The following is a 19,512-nucleotide window of genomic DNA, read 5'->3' on the forward strand; positions in this document are numbered from 1 at the left end:
CGACCCTCCCGGCAAACTCGCAGCGTTTTCGCATCGATTCCCCAGCGACCCCGAACGGCTCGCAACAGCCCGGAACCGGCCCCCGCGACCGGGCGCCCGCGCTCCTCGGGAGCCCTCCTGCGCGGCGTGCAGCCAGCCGATGAGCGGCGGCCGCAGCGTCAGGCCGTTTCCGCAGGCCGACCCTCGCCCGCCAGGAAGCGCCACACCATCCATGTCGCGCGAATGTGACACGCCTCCCGGGATCGTCCCGGGCCGACATGCCGGGAGGGCCGGGGGGCTTCGCGCGGGCCGCAGGGCGTAGGGTCCGGAGGATGAGCGACCTGCTGTTGGTGAGGCACGGAGAAACGGCGTGGAGCGCCAACGGGCGGCACACCGGGCGCACCGACGTGCCGCTGACCGCGCGCGGCGTCGAGGAGGCCATCTCGCTCGCCCCCTTCTTCCGCGACCGGCACCCGGCACTGGTGCTGACCAGCCCGCTGCGCAGGGCGGTGGCCACCGCGCAGCTCGCGGGCCTCACCGGCGGGGTGACCGACCCCGACCTGTACGAGTGGGACTACGGCGGCTACGAGGGCGTCACCACCGCCGAGATCCGGCGCACCGTCCCCGACTGGTCGCTGTGGACCGACGGGGTGCCCCCCGGCGACGCCGAGCACCCCGGGGAGAGCGCCGCCCAGGTGGGCGCCCGGGCGGACCGCGTCCTGGCCCGGATCGCCCCGGTGCTCCGGGCGGACGCCGGGAACGCCGTCGTGGTGGCCCACGGTCACTTCCTGCGCGTCCTGACCGCCCGCTACCTGGGGCTCGGTCCCGAGCAGGGCCGGCTGTTCCTGCTCCGCACCGGCACGGTCAGCGTGCTGTCCACCGAGCACGGGCTCCCGGTGATCGCCGGCTGGAACACCCACCCCTGACCCGCCCGGCGCCGGCCCGCCCGGCCGGCCCTGTTCCCGGCCGCTCGCCTCGCGCGGACGCGGGCCCGGGGCGACGATGCGTACATGGCCCACGACGACGGTGCGGGCGGTGGCGGCGGACCGGAGACCCGGGTCCCGGAAGCGGGGCTGAAGGCCAACGCGATCGGGTTCCTCGACGCGCTCGTCATCGGCCTGAACTCCACTTCGCCCGCGTACTCCCTGGCAGCGGTGATCGGCCCGATCGTGGCCCTGGTCGGGATCTACGCCCCCGGCGTGATGCTGGCGTCCTTCGTCCCGATGCTGCTGATCGCCGCCGCCTTCTACTACCTGAACAAGGTCGACCAGGACTGCGGGACGACGTTCTCGTGGGTCACCCGGGCCATGGGGCCCTGGGCGGGGTGGCTCGGCGGCTGGGCGATCGCGATGACCGGAGTCCTCGTCATCGGCTCGCTCGCCGACGTGGCCGTCCACTTCGGCCTGCTCGCCGCGGGTCTCGACGGCTGGGCCACCAACGCGCTCGTCCGCCAGGGCCTCGCCGTCCTGGTGATCCTGGTGATGACCGCCATCTGCGTCATCGGCACCGAGATGTCCGCCAAGCTGCAGAACGTGCTGATCCTCGCCCAGGTCTTCTTCCTCCTGGTCTTCGCCGTCGTGGCCCTCTACCGCGTCTACGCCGACACCAGCACCCTCGACTCGATCAAGCCGTCCGCGGCCTGGCTCAACCCGTTCGGAGCCGGCGGCGCCGCGCTCACCGGGGGACTGCTGCTCGGCGTGTTCATCTACTGGGGCTGGGAATCCGCGGTCAACCTCACCGAAGAGGTCGAGAACTCCGCCACCGCCCCCGGCAAGGCCGGGATCTGGTCGACCGTGGTGCTGCTGGTGACCTACCTGGCGGTGGGCTTCGCCGTCGTCGCGTACGCCGGCACCGTCTTCCTCGCCGAGAACGCCTCCGAGGAGGAGGCCGTCTTCGCGGTCCTCGCCCACGAGGTCATGGGCGGCTGGGACTGGGTGGTGCTCCTCGCCGTCTGCACCTCCGCGCTCGCCTCGACGCAGACCACGATCATCCCGGCCTCCCGGACGGCCCTGTCGATGGCCCGCCGGCACGCGCTGCCGACGCGGCTCGCGCACATCCACCCGCGGTTCCGGACCCCCGACCTGAGCACGTGGTGGGTGGCCGGCATCGCGATCGGCTGGTACCTCGTCGTCAACCAGATCAGCGAGAACGCGCTGCTGGACTCGCTGACCGCGCTCTCCCTGCTCATCGCGTTCTACTACGCGCTCACCGGGCTGGCCTGCGCCGTCTACTACCGCCGTCACCTGCTGGAGAACGTGCACAACTTCGTGCTCATCGGGCTCGGCCCGGTGGTCGGGGCCGGACTGCTGGCGTGGCTGCTCGTGGAGTCGATCGGCGACATGGCGAACCCGGAGAACTCGGCCGGCGGCATCTCCTGGTTCGGGCTCGGCCCGCCCCTGGTCATCGGCATCGCGATCGCCGTCGTCGGCGTGCTCGTCATGTGTTTCTGGCGGGTACGGGACGGCAGGTTCTGGCAGGAGCGGCGCAGCGTGGCCGACCCGGAACTCGTCCACGCGAAGAAATCCTGAGGAGGCCCGATGTCCGTCGTCCTGGGGTACGACGAGTCGCCCGGTGCGGAACGTGCCCTGCAGGTGGCGCTGGAGGTCGCGGCGGCCTTCGGGGAGCCCCTCGTCCTCGTCTTCGGCGCCGCCGCCCCCGGCTCCACCGGGGAGGAGTACCGCGCCCACCGCGAAGCCGTCCGGCAGGCGGGCCGCAGCGCCCTGGCGCACGCCGTCGAGGCGGCCGACGCGGCCGGCGTGCCGTCCGCGGTCGAGGTGGTCGACGAGAAGCCCGCGCAGGCCCTGCTCGACGCCGCCGAGCGGCACGACGCCCGGGTGATCATCGTCGGCAGCTGGGGGGACAGCCCGATCCGGGGCGCCCTGTTGGGTTCCACCCCGCACAAGCTGCTGCACCTCTCGCCGGTCCCGGTGCTGTGCGTACCGACCGAGAACGGGCCCTGATGCCGTACGGCCCCGGCACCGCACCCTCCCGCGGTGACGGCCGCCGTCCGCGGTGCGGTCCCGTACGCGGGGACCGCACCGCGGCGGCGCCGGGCCCGGCCGCCCGTCAGGGGCCGGAGAGCGCGTTCTCGGGCACGGGTTTGACCGGGGCGGCCGGTCGGGGCGCCTTCCCGGAGCGGAGCAGGGTCAGGGCCGGGCTGGTGACGGCCGTCGTCACCAGCGCCATCAGCACGAGCATGGTGAACAGCTCCGGCCCGATGACGCCGAGTTCGAGGCCGACGTTGAGGACCACCAGCTCGGTCAGCCCCCGGCAGTTCATCAGCGCCCCGATCGACATCGACTCCCGCCAGGGTCTGCCGCAGGCGCGGGCCGCGGCCGTCGCGCCGCCCCATTTGCCGAGGACGGCCACCACGAGGATCGCCGCCGCCCAGAGCCAGAGCTCGGGTGTGGCCGTCAGGCCCCCGATGTCCGTGCGCAGTCCCGTGTGGACGAAGAACAGCGGCAGCAGCACGGGCACGGTGAAGGCACGCAGCCGCGCCGCGGACGCCTCGATGCGGTGGCCCGTGCGCGGGGTGACGACCCCGAACAGGAACGCGCCGAACAGGGCGTGCACGCCGATCCGGTCCGTGGCCAGCGCCGACAGGCTCAGCCCGCTGAACAGCGCGACGAGCACGATCCCGTCCTGGTACCGCTCGGCACGGGCCGCCCAGCGGGCCAGGAGCGGCCTGACCAGGTAGAACATGACGAGGGTGAAGGCCACGGCGAGCGCCGCGGTGGTCGCCGCCTCCATCGGGGAGCCGGCGGAGGACAGGGCCACCACCAGGGCGAGCAGGCACCACGCGACGACGTCGTCCACGGCCGCGCAGGCCATGGCGAGCGCGCCGAGCGGGGTCCCGTACAGCCCCCGGTCGATGAGGATCCGGGCCAGTACGGGGAACGCGGTGATGCTCATGGCCACCGCGATGAACAGGGTGAACGGCACCTGGCCCACCCCGTCCGGCGCGAAGTCGCCGTACATCGCGACCGCGAGGAGCGCGCCGAGGGCCAGGGGCAGCAGCATCCCGGCCTGACTGACGGCCACCGCGACGCGGGTGTGTCCGCGCAGGCTCTTAAGGTCGAGTTCCAGCCCGACCAGGAACATGAAGGCCAGCAGTCCGAGCTGGCCGAGCACGGAGGTGTACGGCAGCACGGCCGGCGGGAAGAGCCAGTGCTGGGCGTCCGGCCAGAGCCAGCCCAGCAGCGAGGGGCCGAGCAGGATGCCGGTGGCGATCTCGCCGACCACCGGCGGCTGGCCGAAGCGGCGGAAGAGGGCGGCCCCCGCCTGGCAGGCGAGGATCACCACGGGAACGGCGACCAGGAGCGCGGGCATCGGGTCAGCGGATGACACGGGTACCTCCTTCGGCGGTGGCGGCGGGCCGGACGAGCGGGACGGCGGGCAGGGCGGCGGCCGGCGGCGGCGCCGAGGCGGCCTCGGACCAGAGCGCGTAGCGGCGCAGTCCGTACAGCAGCGGCTGCGGATCGTCCCGTACGGTCACCCGTCCGACCTCGGCGAACACGGCGGTGTGGTCCCCGAAGCCGACGGTCCGCACCACGGTGCAGTCCGCGACGGCGTGGGCGTCCTCGGTGAGGTGCGGGCCGCCCGCGCCCAGCGGCAGCCGCCACTCGGTGCGGTCGAAGCGGTCGGCCGCTCCGGAGGCGAACAGGTCGGAGGTGCCGCGGGCCCGCTCGTGGAGCAGGTTGAGGGCGAAGTGGCCCTGGGCGAGGAGCACGGCGAGTGTCGGGCTCGCGGCCCGTATGCACACCACGAGGGTGGGCGGCTCCAGTGCGACGCTGGCCACGGAGCTGCAGGTCAGGCCGTGGGGCGCGGCGTCGGAGTCCAGGGTGGTGACGACGGACACCCCGGTGGGGAAGGCGGCCATGAAGGGGCGCAGGTCGGCCCGCCGGCCGACGGTGGCCGCGGACTCGTCCGGGGCGTCCGGCGGCGAGGGCGGCGCCTGCTGTGGTGCGGTGGGATGGGGCGCGGAGTGGTGGGGCATGTCTGACTCCTGAGGTGGCTGAAACACTGCGGCCCGGCAGCCGGCGGGAGAGCCGTGCTGCCGGGCCGTGGGAGCGGGGGGCCGGCCGCCGCGCCCGTGGGGCGGGCGCGGCGGCCGGGAGGCCTTACGCGCCGTGCAGTTGGCGCAGGTAGTCGTATGCGCTGGGCAGGGTCTCCAGCAGGTTCTGCTGCTGGCGCTTGACGGTGTCGAAGAGCGGCTCGGCGCCGGCGACCGATTCCGGCCGGTGGGCGAGGGAGGGCAGCGGGGCGTCCGGTTCGAGGCCGAGGCCCGCGAAGATGCAGTAGTAGCTGCCGTTCGTCCAGAAGTTGCGGAACTCCGCCTCGAAGTTGCCGTAGTACGTGGACTCGTCGGTGATCGGCGAGTTGATGGGCAGTCCGGCCTTGTAGGCGGAGATCTTCTGCTGGATGTTGTCCGGGAGGGTCAGCGTCTTCTGCGCCTGCCAGAACGGGGTGTCGTTGCGCGGCGCGTAGAAGAAGTGCGCCTGGATGAAGTCGCGGGTGTCGTCGAACATCACCTCGATCTCGTTGTTGAAGCTGTCGATCAGACCCTTGTTGAAGGTCTTGTCCGGGAAGTGCTTGGCCAGCTGGTAGATCGCCGCGGTGATGAAGTAGATCCCGGTCGACTCCAGCGGCTCCAGGAAGCAGGACGACAGGCCGATGCTGACGACGTTCTTCACCCACGCGCGGCGGTTGCGGCCGACGCGGAAGCGGATGTGGTTGAACTTCGTCTCCTCCACGTCCAGGCCCCACATGTCCGCGAACTCGCGGGTGGCGGCGTCCTGGTCGGTGAACTTGCTGGAGTACACGTAGCCGGTGCCGAAGCGCCCCAGCATGGGGATCTTCCAGGCCCAGCCGGAGGACATCGCGATCGACGAGGTGTACGGCTCCACGCCGTTCGCCTCGTCGTCGTGCGGGACGGCGGTGGCCACCGCGCTGTCGCACAGCAGGTGGTCGCTCATGTCGATGAACGGCTCCGCCAGCGCCTGGTTGATGAGCAGACCGCGGAAGCCCGAGCAGTCCACGAACAGGTCGGCCTCCAGGGCGAGTCCGCCCTTGGTGTGCAGGCGGGTCACGTAGCCGCGGTCGTCCTGTTCGACGCGCGTCATCTCGTCCTGCACGTGCTTGACGCCCTGCTTCTCCGTGGCGAAGCGGCGCAGGAAGTCGGCCACGAGCTGGGCGTCGAAGTGCCACGCGTACCGGGTGGCCGGGCGGCCGTCGAGCCAGCGCGGGGCCTTCATCGCGTCCATCACGGGGGGTTCGCGGAAGCAGGCGTAGTCGAACGGCTCGGTGGTTCGGCCCTCGTACTTCCGCTTGAACCAGTAGTGCGACAGCGGGGTGTGGTCGTAGTCCGGGAGCAGTCCGAAGGGGTGGTAGAAGTGGTCCGGGCCACCGCCGGGCAGCTCGCGCGCCGTCGCCTCGCCCTGCCCTCCGGTGCGCCAGTTGACGAAGCGCACGGCCATCTTGAAACTGGCGTTGCACTCCCTCATCCACTCGTCCTCGGCGATGCCCAGGTAGTCGAAGAACGACCGCTGCAGGTTGGGCACCGTGGCCTCGCCGACGCCGATGCGCGGAATGGAGGGCGCCTCGAGGACGGTGATGTCGACCGTGCCCTGGAGCGCCTTCCCGAGATACGCGGCGGTCATCCAGCCGGCCGTGCCGCCGCCCAGGATGACGACCTTCTGAAGCCGGGTGTCGGTGCTGGTCATGAAACAGCCCTCATTTCGGAGTCGGCGGTTCGGGTGGTCGTGCTCATCAGGGTGGAGAACCGGCCTTTCACCGTTCTACACAGTGCGCTTCCGGCCGTTGTAGAGAGCTTGTAGCCCCCCCGAACACACTCGTCGCAGGCAGAGCGGCAGGCGCAGACCACGGGGAGGGCTCCATGAGCACCGCAGCGATCGAGACAGCGGAGCCGAGGGTACGGGTCCGGTTCCTCGGCGACTTCGAACTGACCGTCAACGGCGCCCGCGTGGAGCGCTGGAGGGCCGGCAAGGCCCGTGGCCTGTTCCAGTACCTCGTGGTCCACCGCGGCCAGATGCTCACCCGCGACCGGCTCTACGAGTCCTTGTGGCCCGGCACCGACAGCACCTCGGGCAGCTCCCTGAAGGTGGCGGCCCACGCCCTGCGCCGGGTGCTCGACGCGCACCCCGACCGGCCGGGCGACTCCGGGATCCGGCTGGTCTACCGCGACTTCGGCTACGTCCTGCACGTCAACGGCCTGTGGTCCGACCTCGACCGGTTCCAGGAGCTCGTGCACACCGGCCTGCGGGCCTCCGTGGCCCGGGACGCCCCGCTCGCCCGGACCCGGCTGCGGGCGGCGCTCGACCTGTACGGCGGGGAGTTCCTGCGCGGCGAGAACGCCGACTGGGTCGTCGAACAGCGCGAGTACCTCAGGGCGCTCGCACTGCGGGCCCTCGGCGTGCTGCGCACCGACGCCGAGGCCCGCGAGGACGCGGTCGAGCTGATAGAGCTCTGCATGCGCACGCTGGAGATCGACCGGCACCACGAGGAGACGTACCGCGCGCTGATGTCCGCGCACGGCCGCCGGGGCGAACTAGCCTGCGTGCGGCGCTGGTACGAGCTGTGCGCCCGCCGGATGCGCGACGAGCTGGCCGTGGCGCCCGGCCACGAGACCCAGCAGCTCCTGCGCGCCCTGATCCCGGCCGCCGCCCGGACCTCCGCCCCCGACGCCGCCCCCTCCGGCGCCCCCGCCACCGTCCGCGCGCTGCGGTCCCCGGCCCGCCGGCCCGCCGCCGCCACGGCGTGGGGCGCGGATCCCCGTACGACCGCCCTCGCCCGCCCGGTGCGGCGGGCCCGGCCCGACAACAGGGCCCCGGCCGCCCTGGCCCGCGCGGCCGACTGAGCCGCCGTCCGGGCGCCCGCGTGATTCCGCGACGCAGCGATCCCCGCGATCCCCGCGATTTCCGTGACCGAGTGAGGACTCCACCGTGACCGTGCTGACCGTGCCCACCGCGCCGCAGGACTCCGGCCTGCGCAGAACCGACCCGGGCGGGACCCCCCTGCCCCCGCGCTACGACGACCAGTGGATCGGCGGCGCCTGGACCGCCTCCGACGCCGACGGCCGCCTCGTCGTGACCGACCCCAGTACCGAACGGGCCCTGGCCACCGTGCCCGCGGGCAGCGTCCGCGACGCCGACCTCGCGGCGCGCGCCGCCGCCGGCGCCTTCGAGCGCTGGGCCGCCACCCCGCCCCGCGAACGGGCCGCCCTGCTGCGCCGGGTGGTCGAGGCCATGGAGGTGCGGGCCGACCGCTTCGCCGACGTGATCACCGCGGAAGTCGGGGCGCCCGCCAGGATGGCACGCCAGACCCACGTCGGGCTCTCCCTCGGCATGGCCGCCCACTGCGTGGAGACCGCGGCCTCGTACGCCTTCGAGCAGCGCGTGGGCCACTCCCTGGTGGTGCGCGAGGCGGCCGGAGTGGCCGCCTGCATCACCCCGTGGAACACCCCGCTGCTCCTGACGGTGCAGAAGATCCTCCCCGCGCTGGCGGCTGGCTGCACCGTGGTGCACAAGCCCAGCGAGATCACCCCGCTGCACGCCCGGCTGCTCGCCGAGGCGATCGCCGAGGCCGATCTGCCGCCCGGCGTCTTCAACATGGTCGTCGGCACCGGACCCACCGTCGGCACCGCCCTGGTGACCCACCCGCTGGTCGACGTGGTCTCCCTGACGGGATCCACCCGGGCCGGCCGCGAGGTCTCCGCACTGGGCGCCGACCGCATCAAGCGAGTCCACCTCGAACTCGGCGGTAAGAACGCCAGCCTCGTCCTGGACGACGCGGACCTGGCGGCGTCCGTCGCCGCCACCGTCGACCAGATGCTCTTCAACACCGGCCAGACCTGCCTGCAGTGGAGCCGGCTGCTGGTGCCCCGCTCCCGCCAGGACGAGGCCGTACAGCTCGCCGGGCAGGCCATGGACGGCTACGTCACCGGCGATCCGCGCGACCCCGCGACCGACCTCGGCCCGCTGGTGTCCGCGGACGCGCACGCCCGCGTCACCGAGTACATCCGCCGCGGCATCGAGGAGGGCGGTGCGCGCCTGGTCCGCGGCGGCGCCGGCCGGCCCGCCGGACTCGCCACCGGCTACTACGTCCAGCCGACGATCTTCGCCGACGTGGACCCGCTGACCACGATCGGCCAGGAGGAGATCTTCGGCCCCGTGCTCTCGGTCATCCCGTACGACGACGAGGACGAGGCGGTCCGGATCGTCAACGGCACCCGCTACGGGCTGCACGGCGCGGTCTGGTCCGGCGACGGCGCCCGCGCCGAGCGGGTCGCGCGCCGCTTCCGCTCCGGTCTGGTCGACGTGAACGGCGGCCAGTTCAACCCGGCCGCCCCGTTCGGCGGCTTCAAGCAGTCCGGGATCGGCCGCGAGTGCGGCACGGCCGGCCTGGAGGCCTTCCTGGAGACCAAGTCGATGCAACTGCCCCAGGGCGGCGGCCAGGTGGTGGGCCCGCGGCTGCGGTCCACCGCGGCCGCCCGCCCCGCGGACACGGAGAGGAACGACGGATGACCGAGCGGACCGCCGCGTACCCCGGGGGCGCCAACGCCCCCGGCGTACCGGCAGACGACACCCCGACCCCCGCCGACCCGGAGCGGTTCGACCTGGCACCCGCCGGGTGGGCGGAGGTCGGCCCGACGGCCGGTGTCCCGGACGCGGGCACTGCGGCCGAGGGCACTCCGAGCGCCGCCGCCGGGCGGCCCGCGGCCGAGACGCTCCCGCCGCTGTTCGCACGGCTGGAGCGGTGGACCCGCGAGCAGCCCGACGAGTACGCCGTCAAGGCCTCGGACGGCACCCTCACCTACGCGGCGCTCACCACCCGCACCGCCCGCTACGCCACCGCGCTCGCCGCCGCCGGCGTCGGCCCGGAAACCTCGGTCGGACTGCTCCTCGGCCGCTCCCGGGAAAGCGTGCCCGCCCTCCTCGCCGTCTGGAGCCTCGGCGCGACCGCCGTCCCGCTGGACCCCGGCCACCCGGTCGAGCGCCTCGGCCACGTGCTGCGCGACGCCGACGCCGCCGTACTGGTCGCCCCCGCGGCGCCCGACGGACTGGAGCCGGGCGCGGCCCACCTGCTGACCCCCACCGACGTCCGCCGCACTGCGCCCGGCCCGCTCGCGGTGTCCGTACCGGCCGCCGACGGCTGCGCGTACCTCATCTACACCTCCGGAACCACCGGCCGCCCCAAGGGCGTCGAGGTCACCTACCGGGGCCTGGACACCTTCGTCGAGGCCCTCGTCGGGCTCGGACTGCCGCCCGGCGGGCTCGGGCTCAACGCCGTCTCGCCCGCCTTCGACGGCTGGCTCTGGTGCACCCTGCTCTACCTCACCCACGGCCAGGGCGTGGCCCTGGTCGACCTCTCCCTCGACGGACTGCGCGCGGCCGCCGCGGAGGGCCGCGAGGCCCTGCCCGCCGGTCTGCGCACCGTCTCCCTCACCCCCTCCCTGCTGGCCGCGCACGGAGCCGGACTCGACTCGGCGGAGGTGGTCTTCGTCGCCGGCGAGGCCTGCCCGGCCGCGCTGGCCGAGCGGTACGCCCGCGGCCGCCGCCTGCTGAACGTGTACGGGCCGACGGAGGTGACCATCGCCGCGACCTGGGCCGACAGCAAACGGGGTGACGACGTGAGCACCATCGGGCGACCGCTCCCCGGCTACCGGGCCTACGTCCTGGACGAGGACCTGCTCCCGGTACCCGCCGGCACCGAGGGCGAGCTGTACCTCGGCGGGCCCGCCGTCGCGCGCGGCTACCGCAGGCGCCCCGGACTCACCGCGAGCCGGTTCCTGCCCGACCCCTTCCTGGGCGGCGGCACCCGCATGTACCGCACCGGCGACGTCGTCGTCCGCCGCACCGGCGGCGAACTGGAGTACCGGGGCCGCCGGGACGACCAGGTCAAGATCCGCGGACACCGCATCGAACTGGGCGAGGTGGAGCGGGTCGCCGCCGAACTCCCCGAGGTCGTCGCCGCGGCCTGCTGCCCGCTCGCCTCGGGCGAGGCCCTCGGACTCGCCGTGGTCGCCGCTCCCGGCGCCGACCCGGCCGGGCTGTCCGCCCGCGTCGTGGAGCGCTGCCGCAAGCAGCTGCCCGCGGCCGCCGTGCCGGGCACCGTACGGGTCCTCGACCGGATCCCGACCCTGACCACCGGCAAGGCCGACCGCGAGGCGCTGTCCCTGGCCCTGTCCGCCCCGGAGGCGCCGGAGCCCGGCGCGGACCCGCGCGGGGCGTTCGCCGCGGCCACCCCGACCGAGCGCCTGGTGTCGGGCGTCTGGGCCGAGGTGCTCGCCATCGAGGTGCCGGACCTGCGCGCCGACTTCTTCGAGCTGGGCGGCCACTCCCTGGCCGCGGCCCGGGCGGTGTCCGAGCTGCGCCGGATCACCGGCCTGCGCGTCGGCCTGGACACGCTGCTGGACCGGCCGACGGCCTCGGAGTTCGCCGCCGAACTCGACCGGCTCCTCGCCGCCCGGGAAGCACCGGCCGCCGACGACTCCGCCGAGGGGGCCTGAGCCGTGGGCACCTGGATCTCGACCTGGAGCGCCGATCCGGCGGACGCCGCCCTCCCGGCGCTGCTCTGCCTGCCCCCGGCCGGGGCCGGCTGCCAGCAGTTCCGCTCCTGGCAGCCCAAGCTGGCCGGCACCGCGCAGGTGTACGGCGTACAGCTGCCGGGCCGGGAGAACCGCTGGCGCGAGCCCATGCCGGACACCTTCGGGGAGGCCGTCGCCGCCGCCGCCAAGGAGCTGGCGGCCACCGTCGCCGCCGACCGGCCGCTGATCGTCTTCGGCCACAGCTTCGGCGGGCTCCTCGGCTACGAACTCTCCCGCCTGGTGCGGCCGCGGGCCCTGGTGGTCAGCGGCTGCCGGGCCCCCGGCTTCTGGGACGGGGCCGGCCGGGGCATCGTCGACGACGCGGAGGAACTGGACAAGCTCTTCGACACGGCGGGCGTCGACCCCGCGCTCCTCGACGAGGCCACCCGCGACCTGATGGTCGCGATGCTCCGCAAGGACGCCCGGCTGTCGCTGAGTTACGTCCACCGCCCCGGCGACCGCCTCGACGTGCCGGTGCACGCCTGGGGCGCCGACGGCGACGAGACCGTCAGCTCCGAGGAGCTCGACGGCTGGGCCGCCGTCACCACCGCCGGATTCGCCCGGCACCGCACCACCGGCGGCCACCACGCCGTCCTGCGGCGCCCCGAGCCCGTACTGGAACACCTGGCCGGGCTGCTGCGGGGAGAGGGCGCCCCGCTCGCCCCCACCCCCTGACGAACGGCACGCCCGCACGCCCCGCCCGCATCCGCACGCCCCGCGCCCCCCGCACACGTCCGCACGCCCCCCCGCACCCGCACGCCCCGCCCACCCGCATCCGCCCGCCCCAGCCCGGAGGACACCGTGCCCACCACCCATCAGGTCCTCGTGAACCACGAGGGGCAGTACGCGCTGTACCCCGCCACGCGCGAGACGCCCGACGGCTGGACCCCGGCCGGTTTCGACGGCACCGAGGACGCGTGCGCCGCGTTCGTGGACGCGCACTGGCCCGACACCCGCCCGCTCAGCCTGCGAGGAGCCTGAGATGAAGATCGACCTGCTCGACCCGGGCCCCTTCGCCCGCAACGACTTCTGGCCCGCCTTCACCTGGCTGCGGGCCAACGCGCCGGTCCACTGGCACCCCGAGCCCGGCGGCGACGACGGCTTCTGGGTGCTGAGCAAGCACCGCGACATCGTGAAGGTCTACGCGGACAGCGACACCTTCAGCTCGGCGCGCGGCATGCGGCTGGGCAGCGACCCGGCCGCCGTCGCCGCCGTCGCCCAGCGCATGCTGATCGTCTCCGACGTCCCGCACCACACCCGTCTCAAGCGCGCGCTCTACCAGGCGTTCGGCCCGCAGCAGATGCCCCGCCTGGAAGCGCTCGTGGAGAAGGTCGTCGGCGAGCTGGTGTCCGAGGCCGCCGAACGCGACGAGCTGGACTTCATCGACCTCGCCAAGCAGCTCCCCAACCGGGTCGTCTGCGCCATGATGGGCATCCCGCGCGCCGACTGGGCGTGGATCGGAGCCCTGACCACCGGCGCCTTCGACTCGCCGGACGAGGCGGTCCGCACCAACGCGCACTCGGAGATCTTCCTCTACTTCATCGAGCTGCTGGCCGAACGGCGCGTGCGCCCCGGCGACGACCTGGTCAGCCAGATCGCCCACGACACCCTCGTCGACGAGGGCGACGGCACCGAACGGCCGCTCAGCGACGAGGAGATCGTCTTCAACCTCAACGGCGTCCTCTCCGGCGCCAACGAGACCACCCGCTACTCGGCCGCCGGCGCCGTGCACATGTTCGCCGAGCACCCCGACCAGTGGCGGCTGCTGCGGGGCCTGGGGCCCGAGGGCGTCGCCCCGGCCGTCGAGGAGATCTTGCGCTGGACCACCCCCGGCGTGCACGCCCTGCGCACCGCCGTACGCGACACCGAGATCAACGGGACCCGCATCGCCGAGGGCGACCGGGTCACCCTCTGGAACGTCTCGGCCAACCGGGACGAGGACCTCTTCGCCGACCCGCACGCCTTCCGCGTCGACCGCCGGCCCAACCGGCACGTCGCCTTCGGCCACGGCCGCCACCTGTGCCTCGGCGCCCGCCTGGCCCGCTTCGAACTCGGGGCGCTGCTCACCGAGATGCTCACCGTCCTGGATGGCTTCGAGCTGACCGGACCCGCCACCTTCAACTCGTCCAACTTCACCTGGGGGATCAACAGTCTCCCCGTGCGGCTGCTGCGCAGCCGAGCCTTCGCGAAGTAAGAAAGGGCCCGCACTGTGACCACCGCACTCGTCGACTTCAACCGTTCCGACACGGCGTTCCCCGCCACCGGATACCCCGAGCTGCTCGCCGAGCAGGCCGCCCGCACCCCCCGGGCCACGGCCCTCGCGCAGGGCGACCGCTCCTGGACGTACGCCGAACTGGAGGCCGTCACCAACCGGCTGGCCCACGCCCTGATCGCCCGCGGCGCCGCCGCCGGCGAACGGGTCGGGCTCTGCTACCCGCGCGGCGCCGAGTACGTCATCGGCTCCCTCGCCGTCCTCAAGTCGGGCGCCGCGGTCGTCGCCCTCGACCCCGTCAACCCCGACGACCGGCTCGCCGCGATGATCGCGGACGCCGCGCCGCTGCTGGTCCTCACCCCGGCCGAGCTCGGCCGCCGGATACCGCAGGACGTGCCGCAGGCCGAGGTGTTCGCCGCCGGCCAGGGCCTGCCCGACACCGCTCCCGGGGTCGTGACCGGGCCGGACACCGTCAGCCACCTCATCTACACCTCCGGCTCCACCGGCACCCCCAAGGCGGTCCTGGAACGCCACGGCGCGCTCACCAACCTCGTGCACTGGACCCGGCGGGCGTACGGGGTCCGGGAGGGCGACCGCGCCTCCTGGATGTCCACGCCCGGCTTCGCCGTCCAGATCATGGAGTGGCTCGCCTACCTGCCGGCCGGCGCCGCGATCCACATCCCGGAGGCCGGTCAGGCACAGACCCCGGAGCAGATCCGCGACTGGCTGGTGGGCGAGGGCATCACCCACACCATGCTGGTGGCCGCCCTCGCCGAGCCCGCCTGGGGTCTGGAGTGGCCCGCGGACACGGCGCTTCGGATCCTGGTGACCACGGCCGAGCGGGTCCACAGCTGGCCGCCCGTCGAGACCCCCTTCCGGGTCGTCATGACGTACGGCACCACCGAGACCACCAACGTGCTGTCCTGCCTCGACCTCGGGGCCGGCACCGACTTCACCAGCCAGGCCACCCCCGACGAGGTGCGGGCCACCCGCCAGGTCCCCGTCGGCGTGCCCATCGCCAACCTCCGCGTCCACCTCCTGGACGAGGACGGCGCCCCGGTGCCCGAGGGCGAGGTCGGCCGACTGCACGTCTCCGGCGCCGGCGTCGCGGCCGGCTACCACGGCCGCCCCGAGCTCACCGCCGCCAAGTTCCACCCCAACTTCCTCGCCGACGACCCGCACCCGGTGCTCTACGACACGGGCGACCTCGCGCGGCGCCGCGAGGACGGGGCCGTGGAACTGCTCGGCCGCTCCGACTCCCAGGTGAAGATCCGCGGCTTCCGCGTCGAACTCGGTGAGGTGGAGACGCACATCGCCCGCCTCGACGGGATCGCCGAGGCCGTCGTCGTCACCCAGGAGCGCGGCCCGGGCGACAAGCGCCTCGTCGCCTACGTGTCGGCGGACGGCGCGGCCGCGCCCGACCCGGCCGCGGTGCGCGCGGACGTCGCCCGCACCCTGCCCTACTACATGGTCCCGGCCTCCGTCGTCGTCCTGCCGGCCCTCCCGCGCCTGCCCAACGGCAAGCTCGACCGGCGCAGCCTGCCCGAGCCCCCGGAGGGCCGCGACGGCGTGGGCGCCGGGTACGAGGCCCCCCGCAACGAGGTCGAGGACGGCCTCACCCGCCTGTGGGCCGAGGCGTTCCGCACCGACGGCGTCGGCATCCACGACAACTTCTTCGAGCTGGGCGGACACTCCCTGCTCGCCTTCCAGCTGATCGACGAGATCCGCCGCCGCTACAGCGTCGAGCTGAGCCTCTCCGACCTGTCCACCTACCCGACCGTCGCCGAACTCGCCACCCTCGTCACCACCGAACGCTCCGGCGCCCGAGGCTCGTTCGGCGGACTCCCGGCGATCGTCCCCGACCCGGCGGGACGCTTCGAGCCGTTCCCGCTCACCGAGAGCCAGCAGGCACTGTGGATCGGGCGCGGCGGACTCGTCGAGCTCGGCAACGTCGGCTGCCACGGCTACTTCGAGTGGGAGAGCGAGCAGCTCGACGTCGCCCGCTTCGAGGGCGCCTGGCGCCGGCTCGTCGAACGCCACGACGCGCTGCGCACCCGGGTCCTGCCCGACGGAACCCAGCAGGTCTTCGAGGAGATCCCGGCCTACGAGATCCCCGTCACCGACTTCGGCGGGCTCGACGAGGAGTCCCGCCACGAGGAACTGGCGTCCCTGCGGGAGCGGTTGTCCCACCAAGTGCTGGACGCCGACAGCTGGCCGCTGTTCGACGTACGGATCAGTCTGCTCGGCGGCGGCCGGGCCCGGATCCACCTCTCGCTGGACTTCCTGGTGGCCGACGCCTGGAGCTACTTCCAGGTCCTCATTCCGGACCTGGTCACCTACTACGTGGAGCCCGGCGCCGAACTGGCCCCGCTGGAGCTGACGTTCCGCGACTACGTCCTGGCGGTCGGGAACTCGCTGCGGGACAGCGAGCTCTACCGCCGCTCCGAGTGGTACTGGCGCGACCGCCTCGCGACGCTGCCGCCCGCCCCGGCCCTGCCGGAGCGGCCGGCCGACGCCCCCGAGCTGCCCGTCCGCTTCGAACGGCGCAGCCACGTCGTCGCCCCCGCCCTGTGGACCCGGATCCAGGAGCGGGCACACGCCCGCGAGGTGACCCCCTCCGGGGTGCTGGCCGCCGCGTACGCCGAGATCCTGGGCACGGCGTCCGGCCAGGCCCGCTTCACCATCAACTTCCCCCTCTTCAACCGGCTTCCGCTGCACCCGCAGGTCAACGCGCTGCTCGCGGACACCACCACCACGCTGCTGCTCGCCGTCGAACAGCAGGACAGCACCTTCGCCGGGCGGGCCCAGGCCGTCCAGCGCCGGCTCTGGGCCGACCTGGAACACCGCTACTTCAGCGGCGTACAGGTCCTGCGCGAGCTCACCAAACTGCGCGGCTCCCTCGCCCCCGCCATGCCCGTGGTGATGACCAGCCTGGCCGGCCACCCGCCGCAGTACGAGGAGACCGAACTGGGCGCGCCCGTCTACGGGATCTCCCAGACCCCGCAGGTCTCCCTGGACTTCCAGGTCTTCGAGAAGCCCGACGGGCTGACCTTCAACTGGGACTTCCTGCCGGCCGTCTACCCCGACGGGCTAATCGACTCCATGTTCGAGGAGTTCACCGCGCTGCTGGAGGCGCTCGCCGAGGACGAGGCGTGGGAGCGCCACTCGCCGCCGCCCGGCGACGAGAGCGCCGCCCCGGGCAAGGCCGAGGAGCGCGACACGGGCGACGCCTGGGAGCGCTACTGGGCCGGCATCCAGCGCACCGGCCGGGGCGGCGACGTCATCTGGGACGCCGACAGCGGCGAGGAGTTCCACTGGCTGCTCGGCCAGGCGCAGAACCACTTCCGGTCCGGCCTGCCGGTCATCGACCTCGGCTGCGGCAACGGCCGCTACAGCCGCGAACTCGCCCCGCACTACCCCTCGGTCATCGGCGTCGACGTCTCCGCCAGCGCCATCGACCACGCGAAGCGCGAGGCGAAGGGCGTCGACAACGTCGACTACCTGGCGATCGACATGACCGACGCCGACCAGGCGGCCGTTCTGGGGGAGGGGCCGTACAACATCTTCGTCCGCGGCGTCTTCCACGTCCTGGACGGCGAGGCCCGGGCCCGGCTCGCCGACATCGCCGGCCGCCTGCTGGGCAGCGAGGGGACGCTGATCGTCCACGAGCCCGACTACTCCAGCAACTCCTTCGGCTACCTCGGGTTCGTCGGCGGCAAGCGCGGCCGCGCCGAGGACCTCGTCGGACCGCTGGAAGCGGCCGGCGTGCGGCACTCGCACCGCTTCACCCGGCCCGAGCTCGCCGAGGCGTTCGGCGCCGACGCGTGGGAGATCGTCGAGGACGAGGCGATAGAACTGCACGCCATCGACCCGCAGTCGGACTCGGACGCGCTGCGCCTGCCCGGCTACTACGCGGTGCTGCGCCGCCGGCGCTGATGGCCGGTCTGGCACTGGCGGGGCCGACCGCAGCGGTGCTGGCCGCGGCCGGGGACGTACGGGAGCTGCTGACCCGTACCGAACTGGACCGGGCCGGCGCCCTGCGGTCGGCGGGTGACCGGGACGACTTCCTGGCCGCCCACGCCCTGGTCCGGCTCTGCGCCGGGCGGCTCCTGGGCCGTCCGGCGCGGAGCCTCACCGTCGTCCAGAGCTGCGGGAGGTGCACGCGGCCGCACGGCAGGCCGAGCCTGGCCGAGGCCCCCGGCACCGGCGTCAGCCTCGCGCACACCCGGGGCTGGGTCGCGGCCGCGGCGGCGCCCGGCCCGGTCGGCGTGGACCTGGAGGCCGTGGACGGCCGCCCGCTGGACTGGCGGACGGCCGCACTGGCCTGTACGGAGAGGGAACTGGACGCCCTGCGGGCGGCCGGGGACCCGCGGCGCGCCTTCCTGCGCCAGTGGGTGCGAAAGGAGTCCCTGGTCAAGGTCGGGGCGGGCACGCTGGACGAGGCGGCCCGCCTCGACCTTCCCGTGTATGGGCAGGAGCCGCCCCGCTGGCGGGGCTGGCACCTGGTGGACTGGGGCGGTGACGGAGCCGTCGGATGCGTGGCGGCCCGCGACGAGACGCGGCTGCGGCTGCTCGGCTGAAAGACTGGAACCGTGGAACGACGCACGACCGACCGGCTGCTCAGGGCACGCGCACAGGCGATCGGGGGCGGGGTCCGGGAGGACTCCGTCGCCGCCGTCCTCGACCGGGTGCTGGCCGTCCAGGCCCAGGACCTGCCCGCGGCGGAGCTCGGGCTGCGGGTCCGGTCCCGCGGACTGACCCTGGACGCGGTGCGGCGGGCCATCGACACCGAACGCACGGCGGTCCGCGGCTGGTTCATGCGCGGCACCCTCCAACTGGTGCCCGCCGCCGACGCCCGCTGGCTGCTCGCCCTGTTCGGGCCGGTGTACCTCGCCCTCGCGGCGCGGCGGCTGCGCGAACTCGGCCTGGACCAAGTCCTGTGCGAGCGCTCCGAACGGCTCATCGCCGACGCGATCGACGGCGAGGGGCCGCTGACCCGCGCCCAGCTCACCGACCGGCTCACCACCCTGGGGGTCGAGCCCAAGGGCCAGTCCGCCTTCCACCTGATCCGCCGCGCGGCGCTGGCCGGCCGGATCTGCCACGGGCCGCAGCGCGACGGCGAGGCCACCTTCGTCCTCCTCGACGACTGGCTGCCCGCCGGCGGGCCCCCGCCCTTCACCGGAGCGGCCGCCGCGCGCGAGCTCGCCCGCCGCTACCGCCTCGCCCACGGCCCCAGCGACGCACTGGACTTCATCCACTGGTCCGGGCTCAGGACCACGGCCGGCAAGGCGGCCTGGGCCGCCGTACGGGAGGGCAGGGACGGAGCTCCCGCCACATCGCCCGACCCCGCGGCACCGGACGTACGGCTGCTGCCGGCGTACGACAACTACCTCGTCGGCTACCGCAGCCGGGACCTGTCCGTCCCCGCCGCGGAGGAACGCCGGGTCTGGCCCGGCGGCGGGCAGATCCGGGCCACCGTCCTGGTCGACGGTCTGGCCGTCGGCACCTGGTCGCGGGGTCGCGCAGGGGCCGGCGTGAACGTCGAGCCGTTCCCCTCGGCCGCGCCCCCGACCCCCGCCGTCACCGTCGCCCTCGCCCGCGAGAGCGCCGACATCGCCCGTTTCTCCAGCGGAACTCACAGCCTGTCTACAAAAGGCCTATAGTCCGCGGATTCATAACCGGACGCTAACTCGGGGTCCATAGCGTCAGTGCCGTC

General features: G+C 73.9%; 14 protein-coding genes and 1 pseudogene. 12 read left to right on the forward strand and 3 right to left on the reverse strand.

All coding sequences use genetic code 11. The features are described from left to right. The first annotated feature begins 311 nt into the window (after nt 1-311). The 3 genes from ACFWTC_RS12960 (at nt 312) to ACFWTC_RS12970 (ending at nt 2,939) form a co-directional block, all read left to right on the forward strand. A complete protein-coding gene (locus ACFWTC_RS12960) occupies nt 312-905 on the forward strand; it encodes a histidine phosphatase family protein (RefSeq protein ID WP_383916773.1) in 594 nt (197 codons plus the stop codon). 84 nt (nt 906-989) lie between these two features. Then, nucleotides 990-2,507, forward strand: coding sequence for an APC family permease (locus ACFWTC_RS12965; protein ID WP_383916776.1), 1,518 nt, complete (start codon nt 990-992; stop codon nt 2,505-2,507). A gap of 9 nt (nt 2,508-2,516) precedes the next feature. Beyond that, nucleotides 2,517-2,939: a universal stress protein gene (locus ACFWTC_RS12970; protein ID WP_384027020.1), complete on the forward strand. Its 423-nt coding sequence runs from the start codon at nt 2,517-2,519 to the stop codon at nt 2,937-2,939. A gap of 106 nt (nt 2,940-3,045) precedes the next feature. Here the strand turns inward: ACFWTC_RS12970 and ACFWTC_RS12975 are convergent, their stop codons facing one another. The 3 genes from ACFWTC_RS12975 to ACFWTC_RS12985 all read right to left on the reverse strand — a co-directional run bounded on the left by ACFWTC_RS12975 (nt 3,046) and on the right by ACFWTC_RS12985 (nt 6,701). Next, nucleotides 3,046-4,326, reverse strand: coding sequence for a cation:proton antiporter (locus tag ACFWTC_RS12975; protein WP_384027018.1), 1,281 nt, complete (start codon nt 4,324-4,326; stop codon nt 3,046-3,048). After that, on the reverse strand, nt 4,313-4,975 hold the full coding sequence (locus ACFWTC_RS12980; protein ID WP_383916785.1) for a flavin reductase family protein: 663 nt from the start codon (nt 4,973-4,975) through the stop codon (nt 4,313-4,315). The genes ACFWTC_RS12975 and ACFWTC_RS12980 overlap by 14 nt, the downstream gene beginning before the upstream one ends. A gap of 124 nt (nt 4,976-5,099) precedes the next feature. Next, a complete protein-coding gene (locus ACFWTC_RS12985; RefSeq protein WP_383915620.1) occupies nt 5,100-6,701 on the reverse strand; it encodes a tryptophan halogenase family protein in 1,602 nt (533 codons plus the stop codon). A gap of 173 nt (nt 6,702-6,874) precedes the next feature. On the opposite strand from ACFWTC_RS12985, the gene ACFWTC_RS12990 reads away from it, so the two are divergent. The 9 genes and pseudogenes from ACFWTC_RS12990 to ACFWTC_RS13030 all read left to right on the forward strand — a co-directional run bounded on the left by ACFWTC_RS12990 (nt 6,875) and on the right by ACFWTC_RS13030 (nt 19,459). Beyond that, the gene (locus ACFWTC_RS12990) at nt 6,875-7,855 is read left to right on the forward strand and encodes a BTAD domain-containing putative transcriptional regulator (protein WP_383915618.1); all 981 of its coding nucleotides are present in this window, start codon (nt 6,875-6,877) and stop codon (nt 7,853-7,855) included. Nucleotides 7,856-8,012: 157 nt separating this feature from the next. Continuing rightward, nucleotides 8,013-9,521 carry an aldehyde dehydrogenase family protein gene (locus tag ACFWTC_RS12995; RefSeq protein ID WP_383915638.1) on the forward strand — a complete coding sequence of 503 codons (1,509 nt, stop codon included), beginning with the start codon at nt 8,013-8,015 and terminating at the stop codon, nt 9,519-9,521. Beyond that, nucleotides 9,518-11,506 carry a non-ribosomal peptide synthetase gene (locus ACFWTC_RS13000; RefSeq protein ID WP_384027016.1) on the forward strand — a complete coding sequence of 663 codons (1,989 nt, stop codon included), beginning with the start codon at nt 9,518-9,520 and terminating at the stop codon, nt 11,504-11,506. Before ACFWTC_RS12995 ends, ACFWTC_RS13000 begins: the two co-directional genes overlap by 4 nt. 3 nt (nt 11,507-11,509) lie before the next feature. Beyond that, nucleotides 11,510-12,259, forward strand: coding sequence for a thioesterase II family protein (locus ACFWTC_RS13005; RefSeq protein ID WP_383915614.1), 750 nt, complete (start codon nt 11,510-11,512; stop codon nt 12,257-12,259). Nucleotides 12,260-12,382: 123 nt separating this feature from the next. Then, nucleotides 12,383-12,565: pseudogene (locus ACFWTC_RS13010) on the forward strand (MbtH family protein); the annotation flags it as partial. 1 nt (nt 12,566) lies between these two features. Further along, nucleotides 12,567-13,778 (forward strand): cytochrome P450, encoded by a 1,212-nt coding sequence (locus tag ACFWTC_RS13015; RefSeq protein WP_384027014.1) that lies wholly within the window; start codon nt 12,567-12,569, stop codon nt 13,776-13,778. 15 nt (nt 13,779-13,793) lie between these two features. Further along, nucleotides 13,794-17,732 (forward strand): amino acid adenylation domain-containing protein, encoded by a 3,939-nt coding sequence (locus tag ACFWTC_RS13020; RefSeq protein WP_384027012.1) that lies wholly within the window; start codon nt 13,794-13,796, stop codon nt 17,730-17,732. Next, the gene (locus ACFWTC_RS13025) at nt 17,732-18,376 is read left to right on the forward strand and encodes a 4'-phosphopantetheinyl transferase family protein (RefSeq protein ID WP_383915608.1); all 645 of its coding nucleotides are present in this window, start codon (nt 17,732-17,734) and stop codon (nt 18,374-18,376) included. Before ACFWTC_RS13020 ends, ACFWTC_RS13025 begins: the two co-directional genes overlap by 1 nt. Before the next feature lie 12 nt (nt 18,377-18,388). Next, complete coding sequence (locus tag ACFWTC_RS13030) at nt 18,389-19,459, forward strand: winged helix DNA-binding domain-containing protein (protein WP_384027010.1); 1,071 nt, start codon at nt 18,389-18,391, stop codon at nt 19,457-19,459. The last annotated feature ends 53 nt before the right edge of the window (nt 19,460-19,512 follow it).

The sequence above is a fragment of the Streptomyces sp. NPDC058619 genome (assembly GCF_042717785.1).
Classification (GTDB): domain Bacteria; phylum Actinomycetota; class Actinomycetes; order Streptomycetales; family Streptomycetaceae; genus Streptomyces.